Origin of the sequence: Romboutsia sedimentorum (assembly GCF_030131845.1) — a bacterium.
GTDB classification, from domain to species: Bacteria; Bacillota; Clostridia; order Peptostreptococcales; family Peptostreptococcaceae; genus Romboutsia_D; species Romboutsia_D sedimentorum.
On record NZ_JASKYM010000014.1, the window covers coordinates 38,752 to 58,500 of the forward strand.

At 28.9% G+C, this 19,749-nt stretch carries 20 protein-coding genes and 1 riboswitch; of the genes, 2 read left to right on the forward strand and 18 right to left on the reverse strand.

What is annotated here, in order from left to right; translation table 11 throughout:
• Positions 1 to 37: 37 nt before the first annotated feature.
• The 8 genes from QOZ84_RS15740 to QOZ84_RS15775 all read right to left on the reverse strand — a co-directional run bounded on the left by QOZ84_RS15740 (position 38) and on the right by QOZ84_RS15775 (position 7,816).
• Positions 38 to 253: a DUF3955 domain-containing protein gene (locus QOZ84_RS15740; RefSeq protein WP_284133852.1), complete on the reverse strand. Its 216-nt coding sequence runs from the start codon at positions 251 to 253 to the stop codon at positions 38 to 40.
• 258 nt (positions 254 to 511) lie between these two features.
• The gene (locus QOZ84_RS15745) at positions 512 to 874 is read right to left on the reverse strand and encodes a DUF1667 domain-containing protein (RefSeq protein ID WP_284133853.1); all 363 of its coding nucleotides are present in this window, start codon (positions 872 to 874) and stop codon (positions 512 to 514) included.
• Between the two features lie 2 nt (positions 875 to 876).
• Positions 877 to 2,121 carry an NAD(P)/FAD-dependent oxidoreductase gene (locus QOZ84_RS15750; RefSeq protein WP_284133854.1) on the reverse strand — a complete coding sequence of 415 codons (1,245 nt, stop codon included), beginning with the start codon at positions 2,119 to 2,121 and terminating at the stop codon, positions 877 to 879.
• Positions 2,111 to 3,571 carry an NAD(P)/FAD-dependent oxidoreductase gene (locus tag QOZ84_RS15755; RefSeq protein ID WP_284133855.1) on the reverse strand — a complete coding sequence of 487 codons (1,461 nt, stop codon included), beginning with the start codon at positions 3,569 to 3,571 and terminating at the stop codon, positions 2,111 to 2,113. Before QOZ84_RS15755 ends, QOZ84_RS15750 begins: the two co-directional genes overlap by 11 nt.
• 205 nt (positions 3,572 to 3,776) lie before the next feature.
• Positions 3,777 to 5,315 (reverse strand): glycerol kinase GlpK, encoded by a 1,539-nt coding sequence (gene glpK / locus QOZ84_RS15760; RefSeq protein WP_284133856.1) that lies wholly within the window; start codon positions 5,313 to 5,315, stop codon positions 3,777 to 3,779.
• 74 nt (positions 5,316 to 5,389) lie between these two features.
• Positions 5,390 to 6,187 carry an MIP/aquaporin family protein gene (locus QOZ84_RS15765; RefSeq protein ID WP_284133857.1) on the reverse strand — a complete coding sequence of 266 codons (798 nt, stop codon included), beginning with the start codon at positions 6,185 to 6,187 and terminating at the stop codon, positions 5,390 to 5,392.
• A gap of 222 nt (positions 6,188 to 6,409) precedes the next feature.
• Positions 6,410 to 6,961 (reverse strand): glycerol-3-phosphate responsive antiterminator, encoded by a 552-nt coding sequence (locus tag QOZ84_RS15770; RefSeq protein WP_284133858.1) that lies wholly within the window; start codon positions 6,959 to 6,961, stop codon positions 6,410 to 6,412.
• Positions 6,962 to 7,405: 444 nt separating this feature from the next.
• Positions 7,406 to 7,816 carry a hypothetical protein gene (locus QOZ84_RS15775; protein ID WP_284133859.1) on the reverse strand — a complete coding sequence of 137 codons (411 nt, stop codon included), beginning with the start codon at positions 7,814 to 7,816 and terminating at the stop codon, positions 7,406 to 7,408.
• A 129-nt stretch (positions 7,817 to 7,945) separates the two neighbouring features.
• On the opposite strand from QOZ84_RS15775, the gene QOZ84_RS15780 reads away from it, so the two are divergent.
• Positions 7,946 to 8,575, forward strand: coding sequence for a peptidylprolyl isomerase (locus QOZ84_RS15780; protein ID WP_331496619.1), 630 nt, complete (start codon positions 7,946 to 7,948; stop codon positions 8,573 to 8,575).
• Between the two features lie 81 nt (positions 8,576 to 8,656).
• Here the strand turns inward: QOZ84_RS15780 and add are convergent, their stop codons facing one another.
• The 10 genes from add to QOZ84_RS15830 all read right to left on the reverse strand — a co-directional run bounded on the left by add (position 8,657) and on the right by QOZ84_RS15830 (position 18,178).
• Positions 8,657 to 9,646: an adenosine deaminase gene (add, locus tag QOZ84_RS15785; protein WP_284133860.1), complete on the reverse strand. Its 990-nt coding sequence runs from the start codon at positions 9,644 to 9,646 to the stop codon at positions 8,657 to 8,659.
• Positions 9,647 to 9,744: 98 nt separating this feature from the next.
• A riboswitch (purine riboswitch) is annotated at positions 9,745 to 9,844 on the reverse strand.
• A gap of 42 nt (positions 9,845 to 9,886) precedes the next feature.
• Positions 9,887 to 11,875, reverse strand: coding sequence for a GTP-binding protein (locus QOZ84_RS15790; protein ID WP_284133861.1), 1,989 nt, complete (start codon positions 11,873 to 11,875; stop codon positions 9,887 to 9,889).
• A 111-nt stretch (positions 11,876 to 11,986) separates the two neighbouring features.
• Positions 11,987 to 13,030: a hypothetical protein gene (locus QOZ84_RS15795; RefSeq protein ID WP_284133862.1), complete on the reverse strand. Its 1,044-nt coding sequence runs from the start codon at positions 13,028 to 13,030 to the stop codon at positions 11,987 to 11,989.
• A gap of 157 nt (positions 13,031 to 13,187) precedes the next feature.
• Positions 13,188 to 14,060, reverse strand: coding sequence for a MurR/RpiR family transcriptional regulator (locus tag QOZ84_RS15800; RefSeq protein WP_026900937.1), 873 nt, complete (start codon positions 14,058 to 14,060; stop codon positions 13,188 to 13,190).
• Positions 14,061 to 14,071: 11 nt separating this feature from the next.
• A complete protein-coding gene (locus tag QOZ84_RS15805; protein ID WP_284133863.1) occupies positions 14,072 to 14,617 on the reverse strand; it encodes a 2-oxoacid:acceptor oxidoreductase family protein in 546 nt (181 codons plus the stop codon).
• A gap of 22 nt (positions 14,618 to 14,639) precedes the next feature.
• Positions 14,640 to 15,455, reverse strand: a complete 816-nt coding sequence (locus QOZ84_RS15810; RefSeq protein ID WP_284133864.1) for a 2-oxoacid:ferredoxin oxidoreductase subunit beta — start codon at positions 15,453 to 15,455, stop codon at positions 14,640 to 14,642.
• Positions 15,440 to 16,591: a 2-oxoacid:acceptor oxidoreductase subunit alpha gene (locus QOZ84_RS15815; protein WP_284133865.1), complete on the reverse strand. Its 1,152-nt coding sequence runs from the start codon at positions 16,589 to 16,591 to the stop codon at positions 15,440 to 15,442. The genes QOZ84_RS15810 and QOZ84_RS15815 overlap by 16 nt, the downstream gene beginning before the upstream one ends.
• Before the next feature lie 18 nt (positions 16,592 to 16,609).
• On the reverse strand, positions 16,610 to 16,801 hold the full coding sequence (locus QOZ84_RS15820; RefSeq protein WP_026900933.1) for a 4Fe-4S binding protein: 192 nt from the start codon (positions 16,799 to 16,801) through the stop codon (positions 16,610 to 16,612).
• A gap of 68 nt (positions 16,802 to 16,869) precedes the next feature.
• Complete coding sequence (gene mnmM, locus QOZ84_RS15825) at positions 16,870 to 17,451, reverse strand: tRNA 5-(aminomethyl)-2-thiouridylate-methyltransferase MnmM (RefSeq protein WP_284133866.1); 582 nt, start codon at positions 17,449 to 17,451, stop codon at positions 16,870 to 16,872.
• 10 nt (positions 17,452 to 17,461) lie between these two features.
• Positions 17,462 to 18,178: a pseudouridine synthase gene (locus QOZ84_RS15830; protein WP_284133867.1), complete on the reverse strand. Its 717-nt coding sequence runs from the start codon at positions 18,176 to 18,178 to the stop codon at positions 17,462 to 17,464.
• A 200-nt stretch (positions 18,179 to 18,378) separates the two neighbouring features.
• On the opposite strand from QOZ84_RS15830, the gene QOZ84_RS15835 reads away from it, so the two are divergent.
• Positions 18,379 to 19,473: an AI-2E family transporter gene (locus QOZ84_RS15835; protein WP_284133868.1), complete on the forward strand. Its 1,095-nt coding sequence runs from the start codon at positions 18,379 to 18,381 to the stop codon at positions 19,471 to 19,473.
• The last annotated feature ends 276 nt before the right edge of the window (positions 19,474 to 19,749 follow it).

Sequence of the window (19,749 nt, forward strand, 5' to 3'; positions counted from 1 at the left end):
TTTTATTTTTTAAAATAGTTATTTTTAATGCAACATTTTATTTACTAGGTTGTTTAGACTTAATATAAAACGATATTAATCTACCTATAACTCCAACTATGCCTATAGCGAAAAACATACACGCAATTGGTATTAAGAAAAACGGTTCATCAAGAGTTCCATTAGGTAAAACTTTACTTCCTATAATATTAAACGATATAAAACATCCTAACCCTATAACAAATGGTATTAAATTCAAAGCATATTTTTTCATTTCTTCACCTCCATAATTTCTAATTTCTTTAGTTAAATTATAATACAGAATATTTTTTTAGTCAATAACTTTTTATTGTTTCTCAATATATTTTTATTGATTAAACCTTTTATACCTACTTAAAATATACTTAATTCTATAATAACATCCTTTAAAATCAATATAATTTAGAACTTTAATTTCAAAAATAAATTTCATTATATAAATGAAAGACGATAATTATTTTATTAAAAATAATTATCGTCTTTTATTTATATTCTATATATTAAACTTTTCTACACTCTTTGAACTAAGTATATTTACACCAGTATTTAAGACATTCTCTATTATTATATCCCCAACATTTATAGGTGCACTGACCTTTATGTTATCTAATTCTTCCATTATCTCAAATATCATTCCTTTAGGAACTGAATCACTAGTTTTGACTGGAAGTAAGTTTAAGTATGAGTCAGCAAGTTTAACAGTAGTCGTTATAACTCTTTTAGGATTTGTTAATTCTTCTACTCCATATTTTTCTCCTCTTTTACAAGTGTTACCTTCTACTTTATATCCATCATCTATTTTAGTTACCACCAATGGACATCCCATTGGACAAACTATGCAAGTAATATTTTCCATATTTAAACCTCCTCAACACTTACAGTTATATTTCCTGTAATATCTTTAAATAAATCTTTACCTATTTTTATATTTTCCATTTCAGATGGTATCATATGAAGCCTTTTCTTTTCTAATATAACTTTATCATCGCTTCTTACAACTAATTTTTTATTTTTGTAAATAGCTCTAACTCTCATAAATAGATTTATATCTTCTTCACACTTTGTATCTATGTTTTGAGGAACTATATATGAAATTCCATCATTTGCGATTGTACTTACTGTATCATTTTGTATTAATTTATTTAAAGAATAAAGTGCAGCATTTTTCCCTGCTATTCTACTTTCCTTTGTAACAAAGTCTACTAAATCATGTACATGAACAACATTTCCACAAGCAAACACTCCATCTATATTAGTTATCATTGAGTTATTAACTATTGGTCCACTAGTCTTAACATCTAGCTTAACACCCGCTTCAACACTTAGTTCATTTTCAGGTATAAGGCCTACTGATAAAAGTATACTATCACATTTTATAAATTCTTCTGTTCCCTCTATTGGTCTTCTGTTTTCATCAAGTTTCGAAAGAGTAACACCTTCAACCCTTTGCTTTCCATGTATATAGCTTATACCAGTACTTAGCATTAATGGTATGCTAAAATCATTTAAACATTGTACTATATTTCTAGTTAATCCACTTGAATGAGGGTTAACTTCAACTACCGCTTTAACTTTAGCACCTTCTAGAGTCATACGTCTAGCCATTATAAGCCCAATATCACCAGAACCATATATGACTACTTCTTTCCCTACCATATAACCTTCCATATTACTAAGCCTTTGAGCTGCACCTGCATTATACACTCCACCAGGTCTGTATCCTGGTATATCTATCGCACCTCTCGTTCTTTCTCTACATCCCATTGCTAAAACTATCGCATCGGCTTTTATATTTATTAAGCCATCTTCTCCTAGAGCTTCTATAGTTTTGTCTTCACTTATATTAAGTACCATAGTATTTAGCATATAATCTATATTTTCTTTTTTTACCATTTCAATAAATCTATGAGCATACTCAGGACCTGTTAGTTCCTCTTTAAATTCATGTAATCCAAATCCATTGTGAATACATTGGTTTAATATTCCACCTAATTCTCTATCTCTTTCTATTATAAGTATATCTTTTGCACCATTTTTTTTAGCTTCTACTGCTGCTCCAAGACCTGCAGGTCCTCCTCCTACTACTACTACATTATATTTCAACTAACTCACCCCTTAACTCTTTTACTTTTCCTACTACCATATTTGATTTTTCGTAATCTTTTAATACATCTTCTACACTCATATTCAACTCTCGTGCTATTATTTCTATTACTTTAGGTCCGCAAAATCCACCTTGACATCTTCCCATACCTGGTCTAACTCTTCTTTTTACTCCATCTACAGTTCTAGCCCCACAAGTAGAATTTATTGCATCTATTATTTCAGCTTCTGTAATGCTTTCACATCTACATACTATTTTTCCGTAATTTTTATTATTTTTTATCATTGCATTTTTTTCTTCATTGTTCATTTTTACAAATGATTTATTTTTATTTCTTATTGGATTAAAGTTTGTTTTTTCTACTAGGATTAATCCTTCATTTTGTAGTAATTCTACTACATACTTTGCAACACCTGGTGCTGATGCAAGTCCTGGTGATTCTATACCACCTACATTTATAAAGTTTTTACACTTATCTGATGCAAATATGCAAAAATCTCCAGTATTAGGAGTTGCTCTAACTCCTCCAAACGATGTTATTGTTTTTCTAAAATCTATATTTTCTATACTTTTCTTTGAGTTTTCTACGATTTCATTTATACCGTCTCTAGTTGTAGTTATATCCTCAGCATTATCAACTACTGTAGCATTCGGTCCGACTAATAAATTTCCATGAACAGTTTTTGTAACTAACACACCTTTTCCTTTTTCTGTTGGACATTGGAATATTACATGGTTTACCATTTTACCTTCACTTTTATCTAACACTTTATACTCACCTTTTCTAGGTATTATAAAGTATTCATCCCCACCTATCATGTTGTTTATTTTATCAGCATAAACACCAGCTGCATTTATAACATATTTTGATTTAATATTTTCTTTATTTAAAAGTTTTATATCAAAATAATTATCTATTTTTTCAATTCCTATAACTTTTGATTGTACTTGAAGCTCTGCCCCATTTTCTATTGCATTTTCCATAAGAGCTACATTTAAATTAAATGGACAAACAATCCCTGCTACCTCACATAAAAGAGCACTAATGACATTTTTATTAACATTCGGTTCTATTTCTATTACTTCTTCTCTATTTAATATTTTAAGTCCATCTACATTATTTCTTATTCCTCTTTCATAAAGATCTTTTATATGTTTTTCGTCTTCTTCATTAAAAGCTAATACTAAAGAACCATTTTGTTTAAATTCTACATTTAAATCTTCACAAAGTTTAGGATACAATTTATTTCCTACTACATTTAGTTTTGCTTTTAAACTACCTTCTTTAGCATCAAATCCTCCATGCACTATAGCACTATTCGCTTTAGTTGTACCTTGACATACCTCAACTCCCTTTTCAAGGACTATAGTTTTTAAATTATATTTTGATAGTTCACGAGCTATAGCGCTTCCGCTAATTCCAGCTCCTATTATTGCTATATCATACATATTTTTGCCTCCATATTTTCATTTTTGGTAAAAAAATAGAGAGACCCCCCTATACATTGTATAGAAGGCTCTCTCATCTCTTAGCCATAAATATTTTAATCCACTAATATTTATATTAAATATTAACATTAGTGAAAACCTTTTCTTATTATATACTCATTTTATCTCATTTGTCACTTTTTGTCAATATATTTATAGATTATTTTTAGCAATCAACAGATTGTAACTCTTTTTCAAATTCTTCATCTTCTTTTGCCCATTCTAAAGATCTTGTTACTGCTTTTTTCCATCCTTTATATAAAACAGTTCTTTTTGCTTCACTCATATTTGATTCAAATTCTTTATCAATTATCCAAGAATTTTTTATATCTTCTTTATTTTCATAAAATCCTACAGCAAGCCCTGCTAAGTATGCTGCTCCTAATGCAGTAGTTTCAACAACCTTAGGTCTGTTTATATTAACATCTAATATATCTGATTGGAATTGCATCAAGAAATTATTCGCACTTGCTCCTCCATCTACTTTAAGGTCTTTCAATTCAAGTCCAGAATCTTCTTGCATAGCATTCAATACATCCTTCACTTGATATGCAATTGATTCAAGTGTTGCACGAACCAAGTGAGCTCTATTTGCTCCACGAGTAAGACCCATTACAGCTCCTCTAGCATACATATCCCAATAAGGTGCACCAAGACCTGCAAACGCTGGAACTACATACACTCCATTAGTATCCTTAACACTTTGTGCATAGAATTCACTTTGTTTAGCATCGTATAGCACTCTAAGCTCATCTCTTAACCATTGTATAGCTGCTCCACCTATGAATATACTTCCTTCAAGTGCATACTCTACTTTTCCATCAACACCCCAAGCTATAGTTGTTAGTAATCCATTTTTAGATTCAACCATTTTTTCTCCAGTATTCATTAACATAAAACAACCTGTTCCGTAAGTATTTTTAGCGCATCCTTCTTCAAAACAAGTCTGACCAAATAAAGCTGCTTGTTGATCTCCTGCACATCCTGCTATTGGAATTTGTGCACCGGATAACATTCCTTCATCAGTATATCCATACACACAACTAGATGGTTTTACTTCTGGTAACATACTCTTTGGTATATCTAGAGCTTCAAGGATTTCATCATCCCATTTTAAATCTTTTATATTATAAAGCATTGTTCTAGCTGCATTTGAATAATCAGTTACATGAACTTTACCACGAGTTAAGTTCCATATTAACCAAGTGTCTACTGTTCCAAATAATAAATCTCCATTCTCTGCTTTTTCTCTTGCACCTTCAACATTATCAAGTATCCATTTTATTTTAGTTCCTGAGAAATACGCGTCTAATATAAGCCCTGTTTTTTCTTTAATTTTTTGTTTATATCCCTTTGCTTCTATTTCATCACATATTTGAGATGTTCTTCTGCACTGCCATACTATTGCATTATATACCGGTTTTCCTGTATTTTTATCCCAAACTATTGTAGTTTCTCTTTGGTTAGTTATACCAATAGCACAAACTTCTTCAGGCTTTATACCGTTAGTTTCTAAAACTTCTCTCATTACACCACTTTGACTTCCCCATATTTCCATAGGGTTATGCTCTACCCACCCTGGGTTTGGATAAAATTGAGTAAATTCTTTTTGAGAAGTTGCTACTATATTTCCTTGCTTATCAAATAATATAGCTCTTGAACTAGTAGTTCCCTGATCTAAGGACATTATATATTTTTCTTCCATTTTTGTTCCCCCAGTAATTATTTATTTTAATATCTTAACATTTATATTATTATTTTACAATTAATGATGCCATATTATTTTACTTCTTCTAATGATTCTTCTTCATCCATATATTTTTTAACACCTTTGTCAAATACGAATCCTGCTATTACTGCTCCTATTATTGGTCCAACTATTGGTACCCAAAAATACATGTTAGGTCCTAGCGCATCGCTTCCCCAACCTGCTATTACTGCAAATAATTTAGGTCCTAAATCTCTCGCTGGATTCATTGCAAATCCTGTTAATACTCCAAAACTTCCTCCTAGTATAGCTATTGTTAAACCGATCATAACTGGTGCTAAATTTGCATGAGGTCTGTTAGAATTTTTTGCATCTCCTACGGCAAGAATTACCATAACTAAAAACATAGTTATAAGTATTTCTACGAATAATGCCTCTATTGAACTTAATGCTGCATTTGGATATGTTGAAAATATTCCAGCAGTAGCAAGACCATCAGAACTTGCTCTTACTATATTATTAGTGCTTTCAAAAGATATAAATAAATTTTTAAATAAGAAGTAAACTGTAGCTGCTCCTACAAAGCAACCTAATACTTGAGATACTATATACGGTAACACTTTTTTCTTTGGAAAATCTCTGTGTACCATTAAAGCTATTGTAACAGCTGGATTTATATGAGTTCCTGATACCGCTCCTGTTATGTATATTGCCATTGTTACAGCTAATCCCCATATAATACCTATTTCCCATTGTGAAATACTTGCACCACTTAATACCATAGATGCTACTGCTCCACACCCTATAAATATTAATATCCATGATCCAATAAACTCAGATATACATTCGCCTACTAATGTTTTTTTCAACCTAAATTCCTCCTTATATTTTTAGCCAATCTTAATATTTCAAAAAAAACAGAGAGTTCCTATAGTTATAAACTATAGGCTCTCTCTTCTCTAGCCTAATATTAAGTTAACTAAATGGTATCATGAAAACATTTTCCAGTCAATAAAATAGTTCGTTTGATATTTAATAAACAAAATCTTTATAATATTCAAGCTAATTCATATTTTTTTGTTATAATAGTCTTACCACATATCAATATCTGTAGTTGATATAGCCATTGCTCCAACTGATAAAACATTTATTATTTCTTCTTTTTTATCTATAAGACCACCACAAATTATCGGTATATTAGGATAAGTTTTATTCATCTTTTTTATTACTTTAGGTAATATACCTGGCATTATTTCGATTGCCTGAGGCTTCACTTTCCTTAAGCTTTCTATAGCATTTTCAAGAGACATCGAATCTATAAAGAAAAACCTTTGAATTACTTTTAGGTCTAGTTCTATTGCTCTTTTTACAATATTATTTTTAGTAGTTATTATTCCATCTAAATGTAATTCTCTTTTTATATAATCTACAATTACAGGGCTTGAAGATATACCTTGTATCATATCAATATGGACAAAGACTTTTTTATCATGCTTATGTAAAAAGTCTATTCTTTTTTTTAGTGTAAGTATATCTCCGTTTAATAAAAATACAATATCACAATCTGATTTGGCAACTTCTCTAAGATTCTCATCATCCTTAATTGCACCGATTATAGGGTTTATCTCTAATAATTCTTTCATACTAACCTCCATATATTTGCTTTATTTTTATATAAAAAAAACTTACACTACTCAGTGTAAGCAAATCCTAGCCATCTTGTGTTTATCTTGCTAACTCCCTTGAGTCGAGCTCATTTAACATTTTGATTATAATGTTAAATACAACATTTGTCAATATTGTTTGGTGTTGTGACTTTTAACCAACTGTATATTTAATCATAAATACACAATATTTTGTTATTATTTTATCTATATTTATCAATTTTCTATATTTATATATAGAGATTACTAAAAGCTAACTATAAATATAGTTAGCTTTTAATGTTCCGTTCAAATATATTCTCTTTTTAATATAAAAATAGATTTTAATTAGTATGCCAAGGAGAATGGTATACTTAAATTTATTGTATTATATTTTATCTTTTAGTGCACTATCTTTTATCATACTTTTTTCAACAAATTATTCTATTTTTCTAAGCTTTTCAAATTATATTTACTCATTTTATCTCTAAGTTGTCCACCTTGTTCTGCTGTTATAATTTGTTCTTCTACCATTTTTTCTATAGTAGTTGGTCTAAGAGCATTTTTTTGTCTAGCGTATCTTTTTAAAGGAGGTTCAGATTTCTCACTTCTCATTTGTTTAGCTAAATAGCTATTTATATTATTAATATCTATACTTGTTAATACCTTTTCATTTTTAAGTTCATTTATACAAGATTTCCATATAAAACTAGCTCTTTTTACTTTTTGATCTTCTACTGTAAACTTATACTCCATAATAGGTTCTTTAGCATATGATTTATTTATGCTAAATCCCACACAAACAACTGCGCATATTATTAAAAATATAAGCTTAGTTTTATGTGCCTTTTTCATGTTAAAACCTCCATATTGTATTATTTTATCTATATTATATGTATTTTAAGGATAAATAATCCTAGCTTTGACTGTCTATTTTTTTATGGTATAATAAACCCATAAATTAACATAAGGATGGTAATTATTATGACTAATAAAAGTAAAAAAGGGTTTTTAACAAGTTTGCTAGCTGGTGCTTTAGCTTTAGTTGGATGTTCTTCAAATGAAGGAATGAATAATGAGGTTAGAACTCCACCAAAAAATCTTCCAATAGCTACTATAGTCTTTAAAGATTTTGGAACTGTTGAAGCTGAGCTTTATCCTCATATTGCTCCAAACACTGTAGACAATTTTATAGCATTAGCTAATAGTGGATTTTATAATGGGCTTACCTTCCATAGAATTATAAAAGATTTTATGATTCAAGGTGGAGATCCTGATGGAACTGGAATGGGCGGACCAGGATATGCTATAAAGGGTGAATTTGACAAAAATAAATTTAAAAATGACTTATCTCACACTGAAGGTGTTTTATCTATGGCTAGGAGCCAACAAAAAGATAGTGGAGGTAGTCAGTTCTTTATAGTCACTAAAGACTCTCCTCATTTAGATAAACAGTATGCTGGTTTTGGTAAAGTTACAAGCGGAATGGACATTGTACATAAAATAGAAAATGTTGAGGTAGGAGCTAATGATAAACCCGTTAAAAGCATAATTATTGAATCAATAAAAGTTGATACTCAGGGCGTTGACTATAAATCCCCAACTAAAATGTAATATTAATAAAATATTTATATAATTAAATGGTGTGTTAAAATAATAAAAATTATCTTAACACACCATTTTTAATTATATAATCTATATAAATGCCTTAAGCCATTTTTTAGTTTCTGTATCTGCAAATGTTGCATCTATAGTCTTTAAGTAAATATTTTTATAGTCTTTCTCATTCATTTTAAAGTTTTTAAATATTAATTCTATCTCATTAGTTAAATCTATATTTGAAACAGTTCTATTGTCTGTATTAAAAGTCACACTAATATCATCTTTATAAAAATCAAATAATGGATATTTATTAAAATTATTTATAGCCTTAGTTTGAATATTGCTTGTTGGACACATCTCAAGCACTATCCCTTTAGCTTTTACTAAATCATACGCCTCTTTCATATTTTGTATTCTAACGCCATGACCAATTCTTTCTGCACCAAGTAAATTTATAGCGTCAATTACGTTTTGAGCGCTCGCAGCTTCTCCTGCATGTATTGTAACTCTATATCCATATTCTCTAGCTTTATCTATTATACATTTAAACTTATTAGCAAATCCTTCTTCTTCAGCTCCAGCTAAATCTATAGCTACGACCCCTTTATTTAAAAATTTTCTACCTTCTTCAACAACCAACAATCCACTTTCTATATCCATAAATTTTACACATGACAATATTACATTTCCTTTTATCTCATAAATATTTTCCGCTTTTTTTATTCCATTTATTACACTTTGTATTATTTCTTCAAAAGATAGTCCTCCTTTAGTGTGAAGTTGTGGTGCAAATCGTACCTCTATATATTTTACATTTTCATTTGCTGCATCTTCTAATAATTCAAATGTAATTCGTTCCAAACTTTCTTTACTTTGCATTATTTTATTTGGAAGCTCAAATTTTTTTAAGTATTCATCAAGTGATGTACAATTTGGAGATACTTCAACCATATTTTTTATTTCTATTTCATCATATGAAGGTAATTCTATATTTTCAGCTTTTGCTATATCTATTATTGTACTTGCTCTTACACTTCCGTCTAAGTGACAATGTAGTTCTATTTTTGGTAATTTTCTAGCCATAATATTTTCCCCTTTGTATTTTTTTATTTATTATATATATGTTAGTTTTGCTTTTTTGTATAAAAAAAATTCTTGATTACAAAGAAGTTTTGCATAACAAATATACACAACTTCTTCGTAATCAAGAATTATTGGTTCTTGGTAGAAACCCCCAAGCCATATTATTGGGGTTATACGAAACATTTATTTTTATTAATTCTATTACCTTTTTATATTATTGTCAATATATTTTTACTAATTTTATAAACAATGCATATGGCTTTTAACTTCATTTGACTTTACAATATAGCCTTGACCCTTTGAACAAAATATTGAATTTGAAGTATACTCACTATCTGCATCTTTATCATAACATCTTTTCTCAACTACGTCTTCAGTATTGTGGCAAGTGTCATATCCATCAAATGTAAAACTAATGCTTCCACTTCCTTTACTAAAAGTAACCAACTCTAAGCTATAATCCATAATTGTAGCAACAGGTGCTCTTCCCTCTACTATACTTCTATCGTCTATCACTGTGGGTGGTTCAAACTCTCCATGCATCTTTTGAATATCTGACAATACTCTTCCCATATTATTTAAATCTACTTCTATCTTGAATTTATAATAAGGCTCTAATATTATGTTCTCAACAGTTTCTAAACCTTGCCTTAAAGCTCTTAATGTTGCTTCCCTAAAATCACCACCGCTAGTATGCTTGTTATGCGCTTTTCCTGTAATCAATGTTATTTTCAAATCAGTAAGACTATATCCACCTAATATTCCACTGTGTTCTTTTTCAAATATATGAGTTTTAATTAAATTCTGATGCCCTATAGATATATCATCAACATGTGCTTTACTTTCAAAACTTATATTAGTATTTCTCTGCCCCGGTTCTATTTGTAAATGAACTTCTGCATAGTGTCCAAGTGGTTCAAAATGTCCATATCCAATAGTTTTTTCTTTTATCGTTTCTTTATATAATATTTCACAAGGTCCAAATTCTACATCTATACCAAATCTATTTTTAACTATTTCTTTTAAAATCTCTAATTGTATTTTACCCATAACGTGTATATGTATCTCTTTAAGGTTTTCATTCCAAACTATATCTAATGATGGTTCTTCAGAATTTAATATATTAAAAGCATTCAGTATGTCTTTAATACTCAAAGAATTATCAAATATTATTTTTGATTTTAATGTAGGAACTATTTCAAATTTAAGTTCTTCATTATCTATATAAAAACTCTCCGACTTAGCATCTATTATATAGTTTCCCGAAATAGTGTTTGTAAGGCCAACTACTGCAAATATATCTCCGCCCCTAACTTCCTTCACTGCCTCGTATTTACTACTATTGTAAATTTTCATATTATTTATTTTTTCATTAATAGTTTTGTCTTTGTATATATATGAAATTTCATCTTTTATTTTTAATTTTCCTTTCAAGGCCTTTATATAAGTTATTCTGTTTTTATTTTCATCGTATCTTACTTTATATACTTTTCCTATAAAATTTTCATCTTCTTTATAGTCAGTATAAGTTAAAAAATCTAATTTTTCTATGAATTCTTTTATCCCTATATCATTAAGGGCTGATCCTTTTAATAGTGGACATATTTTAGCATTTTTAAGCATCTTTTTTAAAGTTTCTATCCATAAGCTTTTATCGTATCCATCAGATAAATATTTTTCAAAAAGGTTGTCATCCCTTTCTGCTATAAACTCTATAATATCTTCTTTTAATTTAAGCTCTTTTCCATTTAAACTTAAGCTGTCACTTATATCTATCACATCTGTAGTTAATGTATTTTTTATATCTTCTACTACATTTTCAGTACTTGAACCTATTCTATCTATTTTGTTTACAAAAAATATTATTGGTATATTATATTTTTTTAGTAACCTAAATACAGTCTTAGTATGTGATTGGATTTTTTCAACGCCACTTATTATTATGACTCCATAGTCCATTATACTTATAGCTCTTTCCATATCTGGAGAAAAATCTATATGTCCAGGTGTATCTATTAAATAATAATTCGAATTATTATATTTAAAAACACCTTGTTCTGAAAATATAGTTATACCTCTTTTCTTTTCTATATCATGGCTATCTAGAAAAGTATTTTTCAAATCCACCCTACCTCTATTTCTTATGCTGTTTGTATTGTAAAGTATTTGCTCACAAAATGTTGTTTTTCCAGCGTCAACATGAGCAAGTACCCCTATTGTCTTATTCATTTTTCACCTCTTATTTTTCCTTTTGTATTTAAATGTCTATTCTATAATATATAAACACAATATTATCATATGATTTTACTTAATTATATAATATGTTTAAACTAATAACTATCATATATATCCTTTGAAGTTCTTATGAGAACTAAATATATATCTTTGTACTTCTTCTATATCTTTTTTCTCTTTTAAACTGTTGTAATAATGAACTCTCAATTTGTAGTTTATATCTTCTCTGTCAAAAGCATATCTCTTATGCTCCCCGCTACATGATGCTAATACATGAGCCATTAAATCTACTAAATGTATCAACTTATACGCATTATTCCTTGAATAAAATCTCCCATCTCCCATTACGTGTGCTATGTAGTTTCTATTAAAATATGAGTTATCCCTTGCTAATTGATGCTTTGTAAAAATAGTTTGTTCTGATATATCAATAAATGCTCTTATATATTCATCAACTATAAATGGATGTGGTATTTTCTCATTACAGTAATTATATTGAAGCTCTGCCCATTTATTAAGTAGTTGTTGCTCCTTTAGTTTTTTACTTGTAAACTTAAATCCATATAGTGACAATAGTATTCCTTCTATTATTGGAATTAGTATCATTACAGTGGATATGTATTCTTCTTTAAAAAGACTTATATAAGATTGTTCTATTATGTGAGAAAATTTATTAAGATGCTTTGTTTTCATTATTAAAGACGACATATTTAATGCTCTTATATGAGGATTTATTATATATGGTTCCAATATTTCTATAATCTCATTTTCCACCTCTTGAGTTTTTTTTATATTATAAGTTTTGTTTAAATCTATAATATCACATATGTTTTCTAGTTTAACTATATCTATTTCTTTTATATCTTCAGCTATTACAGAAAATCCAAACTTAGTTATCTTTTGATTTATTTTAAATAACCTTATCTGAAGATTATTATGATAATACAAATTACAATCGTATTTTTTAGGTTCTATTAAATTTAACTTATTTTTTTCTTTAACCTCTTCAAATATTTCTCTTATAGCTCTTCCTCTGCTTTGAGATTGTTGTTTTATCCCTAATTCCTCAATAGTTACAACAAATTGGTCTCCTTTTTTTTCAAATATCATTGGGTATCCAAATATAAATTTAGTAAATACTTCATCCACAACTTACACCCCTCTTTAAATAATACCTTTTATTATATATATTATTATAGTACTTGCTTAATGTTTAAATTAAATGTATATTTAGCTTAAACACAAAAACTGACTGCACAATAGTGCAGTCAGCTTTTTATATATATAAATTTATAATTACTATCTCTTATTCATAAACTGAATATTTGTCCCATATTTGTTCTAAGTCATCAAAATGCTGTTTTATATCTTCTTTTTCTTTCATTCCAACAGCTATTATAAGTGCATTAGCTATACTCAAAGCTGGAACTAATGAATCAACAAATGATGCCATATTACTTTTCACTAATAAAGTATTGTCTGCAATTGATGCTACAGGTGCAAACAAACTGTCCGTTAAAGATATTATATGTGTCCCCTTTTCTTTAGCAAAACTTACTATTTGATATGATTTTTTAGAATACCTTGGAAAACTTACTGCAATTAAAACATCATCTTCACCAATTCTTACTATTTGTTCAAATGCATCTCCCATATCCATTCTAATTATATGAACATTGTCTAATATTATATCTAAGTAAAATCCTAAGTATTGAGCTATAGCAAAAGAGCTTCTCATTCCCAATATATATATTTTTTTAGCTTTTAGCAATCTATTTGCAGAATCTTCAAAAGCCTTTTTATCAATTTCTTCTAAAGTCCCTCTTATATTATCCATGTCACTTTTCAATACTTTATTAAGTATTGTATAGTCATCACGGTACTCATTTGCCATTTCTACTCTCTGTACTGTTGTTAATTTATTTTTTATCAATTCTTGAAGTGCCGCTTGTAATTTTGGATATCCTGAATATCCTAATGCATTTGCAAATCTAACAACTGTTGATTCACTTACACCTACAGTATCACCTAATTTACACGCAGTCATAAATGCTACCTTATCATAATTTGATAAAATATATTGTGCTATTAACTTTTGTCCCTTGCTAAATCTTGGGTATTGCGCCTGTATATCAGATATTAGTTTCTTACTATCTTTCAAATCTTTTGTATCGTCCATAAATATCTCCTTTAGTGGTTTGCATGAATACTCATATTAAAAAGTTCAATTCCTTTTTCAAATGCTGCTATGTTCAATTTTTCTGTTCCTTTTGGGACTCTTTTTATCATTGATTTTTTTATATTTTCTGTATCTATATCATCTATGAGTTGGCTAAGCACACCAAGTGCTACCATATTTGCGGCTACGCTACTACCCATAACTTCTTTTGAAGAATCTATTATTGGAAACTTATAAATATTTGCTATTTCTCTACATTCTACTTCTATTGAACTATCTACTACTATTATACCACTTTTATCTACATCTTTTAAATACTCATTTAAAGATTTTTGTGTTAACGAAAGCAATATTTTTGGTTTTAAAATTTTAGGAAAATTTATCTCACTATCACTTATTATTACTTCAGATTTACTAGCACCACCTCTAGCTTCAGGTCCATAAGATTGTGTCTGTACTGCATTTAATTTTGAGCTTATAGCCCCCTCTGCAAGTATTATTCCTGCAAGTATTAGACCTTGACCGCCTGAACCACTAAGCCTTACTTCCACTTTCATAGTTTTTCTCTCCTTTAACAATTTATTTATCAAACTTATCTAATACTTTTTTATATTCATCTGTATATTCAGGCGTGATTGTATCTTTAAATACACCTATATATATATTATCCTCAAGTTCCTTTTCATTAACACTCTCTTTCTTAGTTATATTAACACACTTATCTCTTAACTCATTCATCAATGCTACAGCTGAACCCTTTTTATTTTTTCTTCCATAATAAGTTGGGCATATACTTAATCCTTCTACTACTGAAAAACCTTTATGTTTTAATCCTTCTTTTATATACTTAATAGTATTTGGAACATGATATACACTACCACGAGCCACAAATGTTGCTCCTGCACCACAAGCTAATTCACATATATCAAATGGTTTATCAATGTTTCCAAAAGGCGCTGTAGTTGCAAAATCTCCAGTTTTAGTAGTTGGAGAGTATTGACCTCCAGTCATACCATATATATTATTATTAAAAACAATAGTAGTAATATCTATATTTCTTCTGCAAGCATGTATAAAATGATTTCCACCTATTGCTGTTAAATCTCCATCACCACTTATTACAATTACATGAAGTTCTGGTTTTGCAATCTTTATTCCTGTGGCAAATGCTAAAGCCCTACCATGAGTTGTATGAATAGTATTAAAATTCATATATCCAGCTGCTCTTGACGAGCATCCTATCCCTGATACAATACATACCTTATCTTTATCAATGTTTAGCTCTTCTATAGAAACAGCAATCGCTCTCATAAGTATTCCATGACCACATCCCGGACACCATATATGTGGCAATCTATTTGTTCTTAAATTTTTTTTTACTATTTCACTAGGCATCTTAAATATTCCTCCTTAATAGTATCTATTATTTCAATTGGAGTTATGACTTCACCATTTATTTTATTTATGCCAATTATATCTTTATCTTTACCTAAAGTTCTTTGTACTTCTTGTATCATTTGACCCTTATTCATTTCTACAACAACTATCTTGTCTATATTCTTAGCTACTTCTTTTAGTTTTTCTTCAGGAAATGGCCATACTGTTTTTATACTAAATAACCCTACTTTAACATTCTCTTTTCTCAATTTTTTTATTGCATCCTTACAAGAACGGCACATACCTCCAAATGACACTAATAAAATATTTGCATCATGCGTTTTATATTCATCATAAATTAATATATCGTCTAAATTTGCTTCTATTTTCTCAAATAATCTATTCATTAGTTTTCCTGTTTCAGAAGTACTATTAGTTGGAAATCCTGTTTCATCGTGCATAAGACCAGTTACATTATATCTATATCCTTCACCAATACTTGCCATGGGTGGAACAAAGTCTTCACAATACTCATAAGCCTTATATTCATCTTTATTGCAAGTTGGCTTTTTCCTGTTTACAATTTCTAATTCTCCAGCTTTAGGAATTTCTATTTTTTCTCTTAAATGCCCTACTACCTCATCCAAAAGAAGTATTACTGGAGTTCTATATTTTTCAGCAAAGTTAAATGCTTTTACAGTCAATTCAAATGTTTCTTCTACTGTAGACGGTGATAATGCAATAATAGGATGATCTCCATGAGTTCCCCATTTAGCTTGCATTAAATCTGCTTGTGATGGACTTGTAGGTAATCCTGTACTTGGGCCACATCTTTGTACATTTACAATTACGCATGGTGATTCAATTAGTGATGCATATCCTATGCATTCTTGTTTTAGGGAAAATCCGGGACCACTTGTTGCGGTCATACTTTTATATCCTGCTAAAGACGCTCCAATAGTTGCTGCAATTGAAGCTATTTCATCTTCCATTTGAATAAATTTCCCTTTAATTTTTGGAAGCAATAATGAAGATAATTCTGCTATTTCTGTAGACGGTGTTATAGGATACCCTGCAAAAAAACGCATTCCAGCATAAATTGCTCCTTGTACACAAGCTTCATTTCCCTGTAATAACTTTGTTCTTTCAGTCATACCAACATCTCCTTAAATTTACTCAGTTTTTTGTAGATATATTGCATAATCTGGGCATCTTTGTTCACATTTCCCACATGATATACACTTTTCACTATCTTTTATATAAACTGTATCCTCATTTAACTCTAATATTTTAACTGGACAATACTCAACACAAATACCACACTTTTTACACCACGCGCTCTCTATAACCACTGTTTTTTTCATAAATACCCCCCCAAACATATAAAATTTATGTTTTAAGATACAAAAAACCATGCTTTTAAAGCATGGTCTTAAAATTCGTTCTTCTTTTCTATCAAAACAAGTTGTGGAGGATTATTTATTTGATTTACAAATCCACATTCCAACACATCAAAATCGCTTTGATCTAAATTTTTAACAAAATCATATACACTATTTTTCTCATCCATTCCACCTTCGTGGCCCGTGTAGATTGAAATACTCACTACACCATGAGGTTTTAATAGCTTTAAGCTATGCTCTATAGCTTTTATTGTTGTATTTGGTTTTGTTATAATCCTATGCTTAGCTCTTGGTAAATATCCCAAATTAAATACAATACATGAAACTTCTTTTTCAACATGCTTATCCATATTTTCATGCCCATCTAATATCAGCTTTACTCTTTTGTCTAAATTTTCTTTTTCTAATTTTTTAGCCGTTGATTTAATAGCTTCTTCTTGTACATCAAAGCTGTAAACAAACCCATTTTCCCCAACTTTTTGTGCTAAGTACTTTGTATCATACCCATTTCCCATAGTTGCATCTACTACAATATCACCTTCATTTATTATTTTCTCTAAATATAACTTGTTTATGTCAGTGACCTTTGTTAAATATTTTGCCTTTTTCATATAAACTCCTCTATTTTAATCCTTTTAAATAATCTACTTCTTCTTTTGTTAAGTTTCTATATTTACCCACTTCTGTTCCTCTTAAAGTAATTTCTCCCATAGCTGCTCTTCTAAGTCTTAGTACCGGATGATCTATAGCTCTACACATTTTTCTTACTTGTCTATTTCTACCTTCATGTATTTTTATTTCGCATATTGCATAATTTTTTTCTTCATCTTTTTTCACAATTTTAATTTTAGCTGGGGCCGTTTTATAATCCTCTATATAAAGTCCGTCTTCAAAATTTTTCATTTCATCAGTTGTTGGTATTCCTTTTACTATTGCCATATAAGTTTTAGCAACTTCGTGCTTTGGATGAGTTAGTTTATATGTTAAATCACCGTCATTAGTAAGTATTAATAATCCACTAGTTTCATAGTCTAGTCTTCCTATAGGATAAATTCTCTCCTTTATATCACTTACTAGGTCAAGAACACTAGGTCTATCAAATTGGTCTTTTACTGTTGTTATATAACCTTCTGGTTTATTTAAAACTATATAAACTTCTTTTTCGTCTAATCCTATTTTCGATCCATCTATTTCCACTATATCATTTTGTTCATCTATTTTAAATGATAGCTCACTCACAACGTTACCATTAACTGTAACTCTTTTTTGTAATATTATTTCTTCTGCTTTTCTTCTTGATGCTATTCCACAAGAAGCTATGTATTTGTTAATTCTCATATTGCACCTTCTTTTATGATTTTGTATTTATTTTTGTATTTTACTTATTTTTATTTAACTATTATACCATACTAACTATATGTCAAAGACAAAACATTTAATTTTTTAAATATCTTTAGTATCTTTGCATATACTTTAATAGTATTAATTTATAATATTTCGCCATAACATATTGTAAATATGTTAATTAAGGAGTTATTATGATTTCAAGAGAAAATATAAAGTATTATATATTCATAGCATTTATTAGTATATTAATTTATAAAGTTGTAGATACACCAACTAGACTACTTTCTAATATCGGTGGTTTGATAAAAATTTTAAGTCCTTTTTTATTAGGTATTTTATTTGCATTATTAATTAACCCTATGATGATGCTATTTGAAAAAAAATTTAATCTACATAGAATACTAAATATACTTTTATGTTATATAATAATATCAATTGTTTTAATATTAATAGGTAAGATTTTCATACCTGATATAATTAATACTTTAGATACTCTAATAAAAGAAATTCCAAATTATATAGTTATGTTAGAGGAATTTTTAAATAGGTATGTTTCTAAAACTAATGTGTTAGATATAGCTTTGCCACACATTCAGAAAAACTTAAACGTTATCTTAAAGGAGCTTATAAATTTATTTTCTAAAACTTCTTCTGATATTGTTCTTTATGTATTTAGCTTAACATCTTTACTATTTAACATAGCTATGGGTATAATTTTATCAATTTACATGTTATTTGATAAAGAAAATATATCGCTAGGTTTTAAAAAACTACTTTATTGTGCTACTACTAAAAAGAAAGCTAATAGTATTATTAATTTTTTTAAAATGTGTCATAATATATTTTATCATTATATAATAGGAAGAATTTTAGATTCTGCCATAATTGGTGTTTTAGCATTTATAGGATTTAAGTTTATTTTAAAAATTGATAATGTCTTATTCTTATCTTTTATAATTTTTTTAACAAATATTATTCCATACTTTGGTCCATTTATGGGAGCTGTACCTCCTTTTGCTATGACTCTAATTCAAAGCCCGATTAAAGCATTTTGGGTTTTAGTATTTATATTTGTTCTTCAGCAAATTGATGGAAGCATCATAGGTCCTAAGATAATGGGTGATCAAGTTGGGCTTAGCCCTCTTTGGATAATATCCGCAGTATTAATTGGTGGTTCTTTATTTGGAATTATAGGAGTTTTCTTGTCTGTCCCAATTGCTGCTGTTATAAAGTCTTGCCTTGATAAATATATTGAAAAAAGAATTTATATAAAAGGTTCAAAATAAAACTCAAATATAAGCCTTCACATAAAAAACTGTAGCTTTAATAAACTACAGTTTTTATGTGTACATCATCTAAAATTTTGTTATAGTTTTTTGTCTTGTACGTGTTTAGCTGGTGGAGAAATTGTAATTTTATATCTATTATTTAAAAGTACAGTATTTAATACTAATCGAGTAGGAGCTAAATAATTATTTTATTTAGCGTCCTCTCACACCACCGTGCATACCGTTCGGTACACGGCGGTTCATTAAGTTTCATGCACTTTTGAATATCTCTTG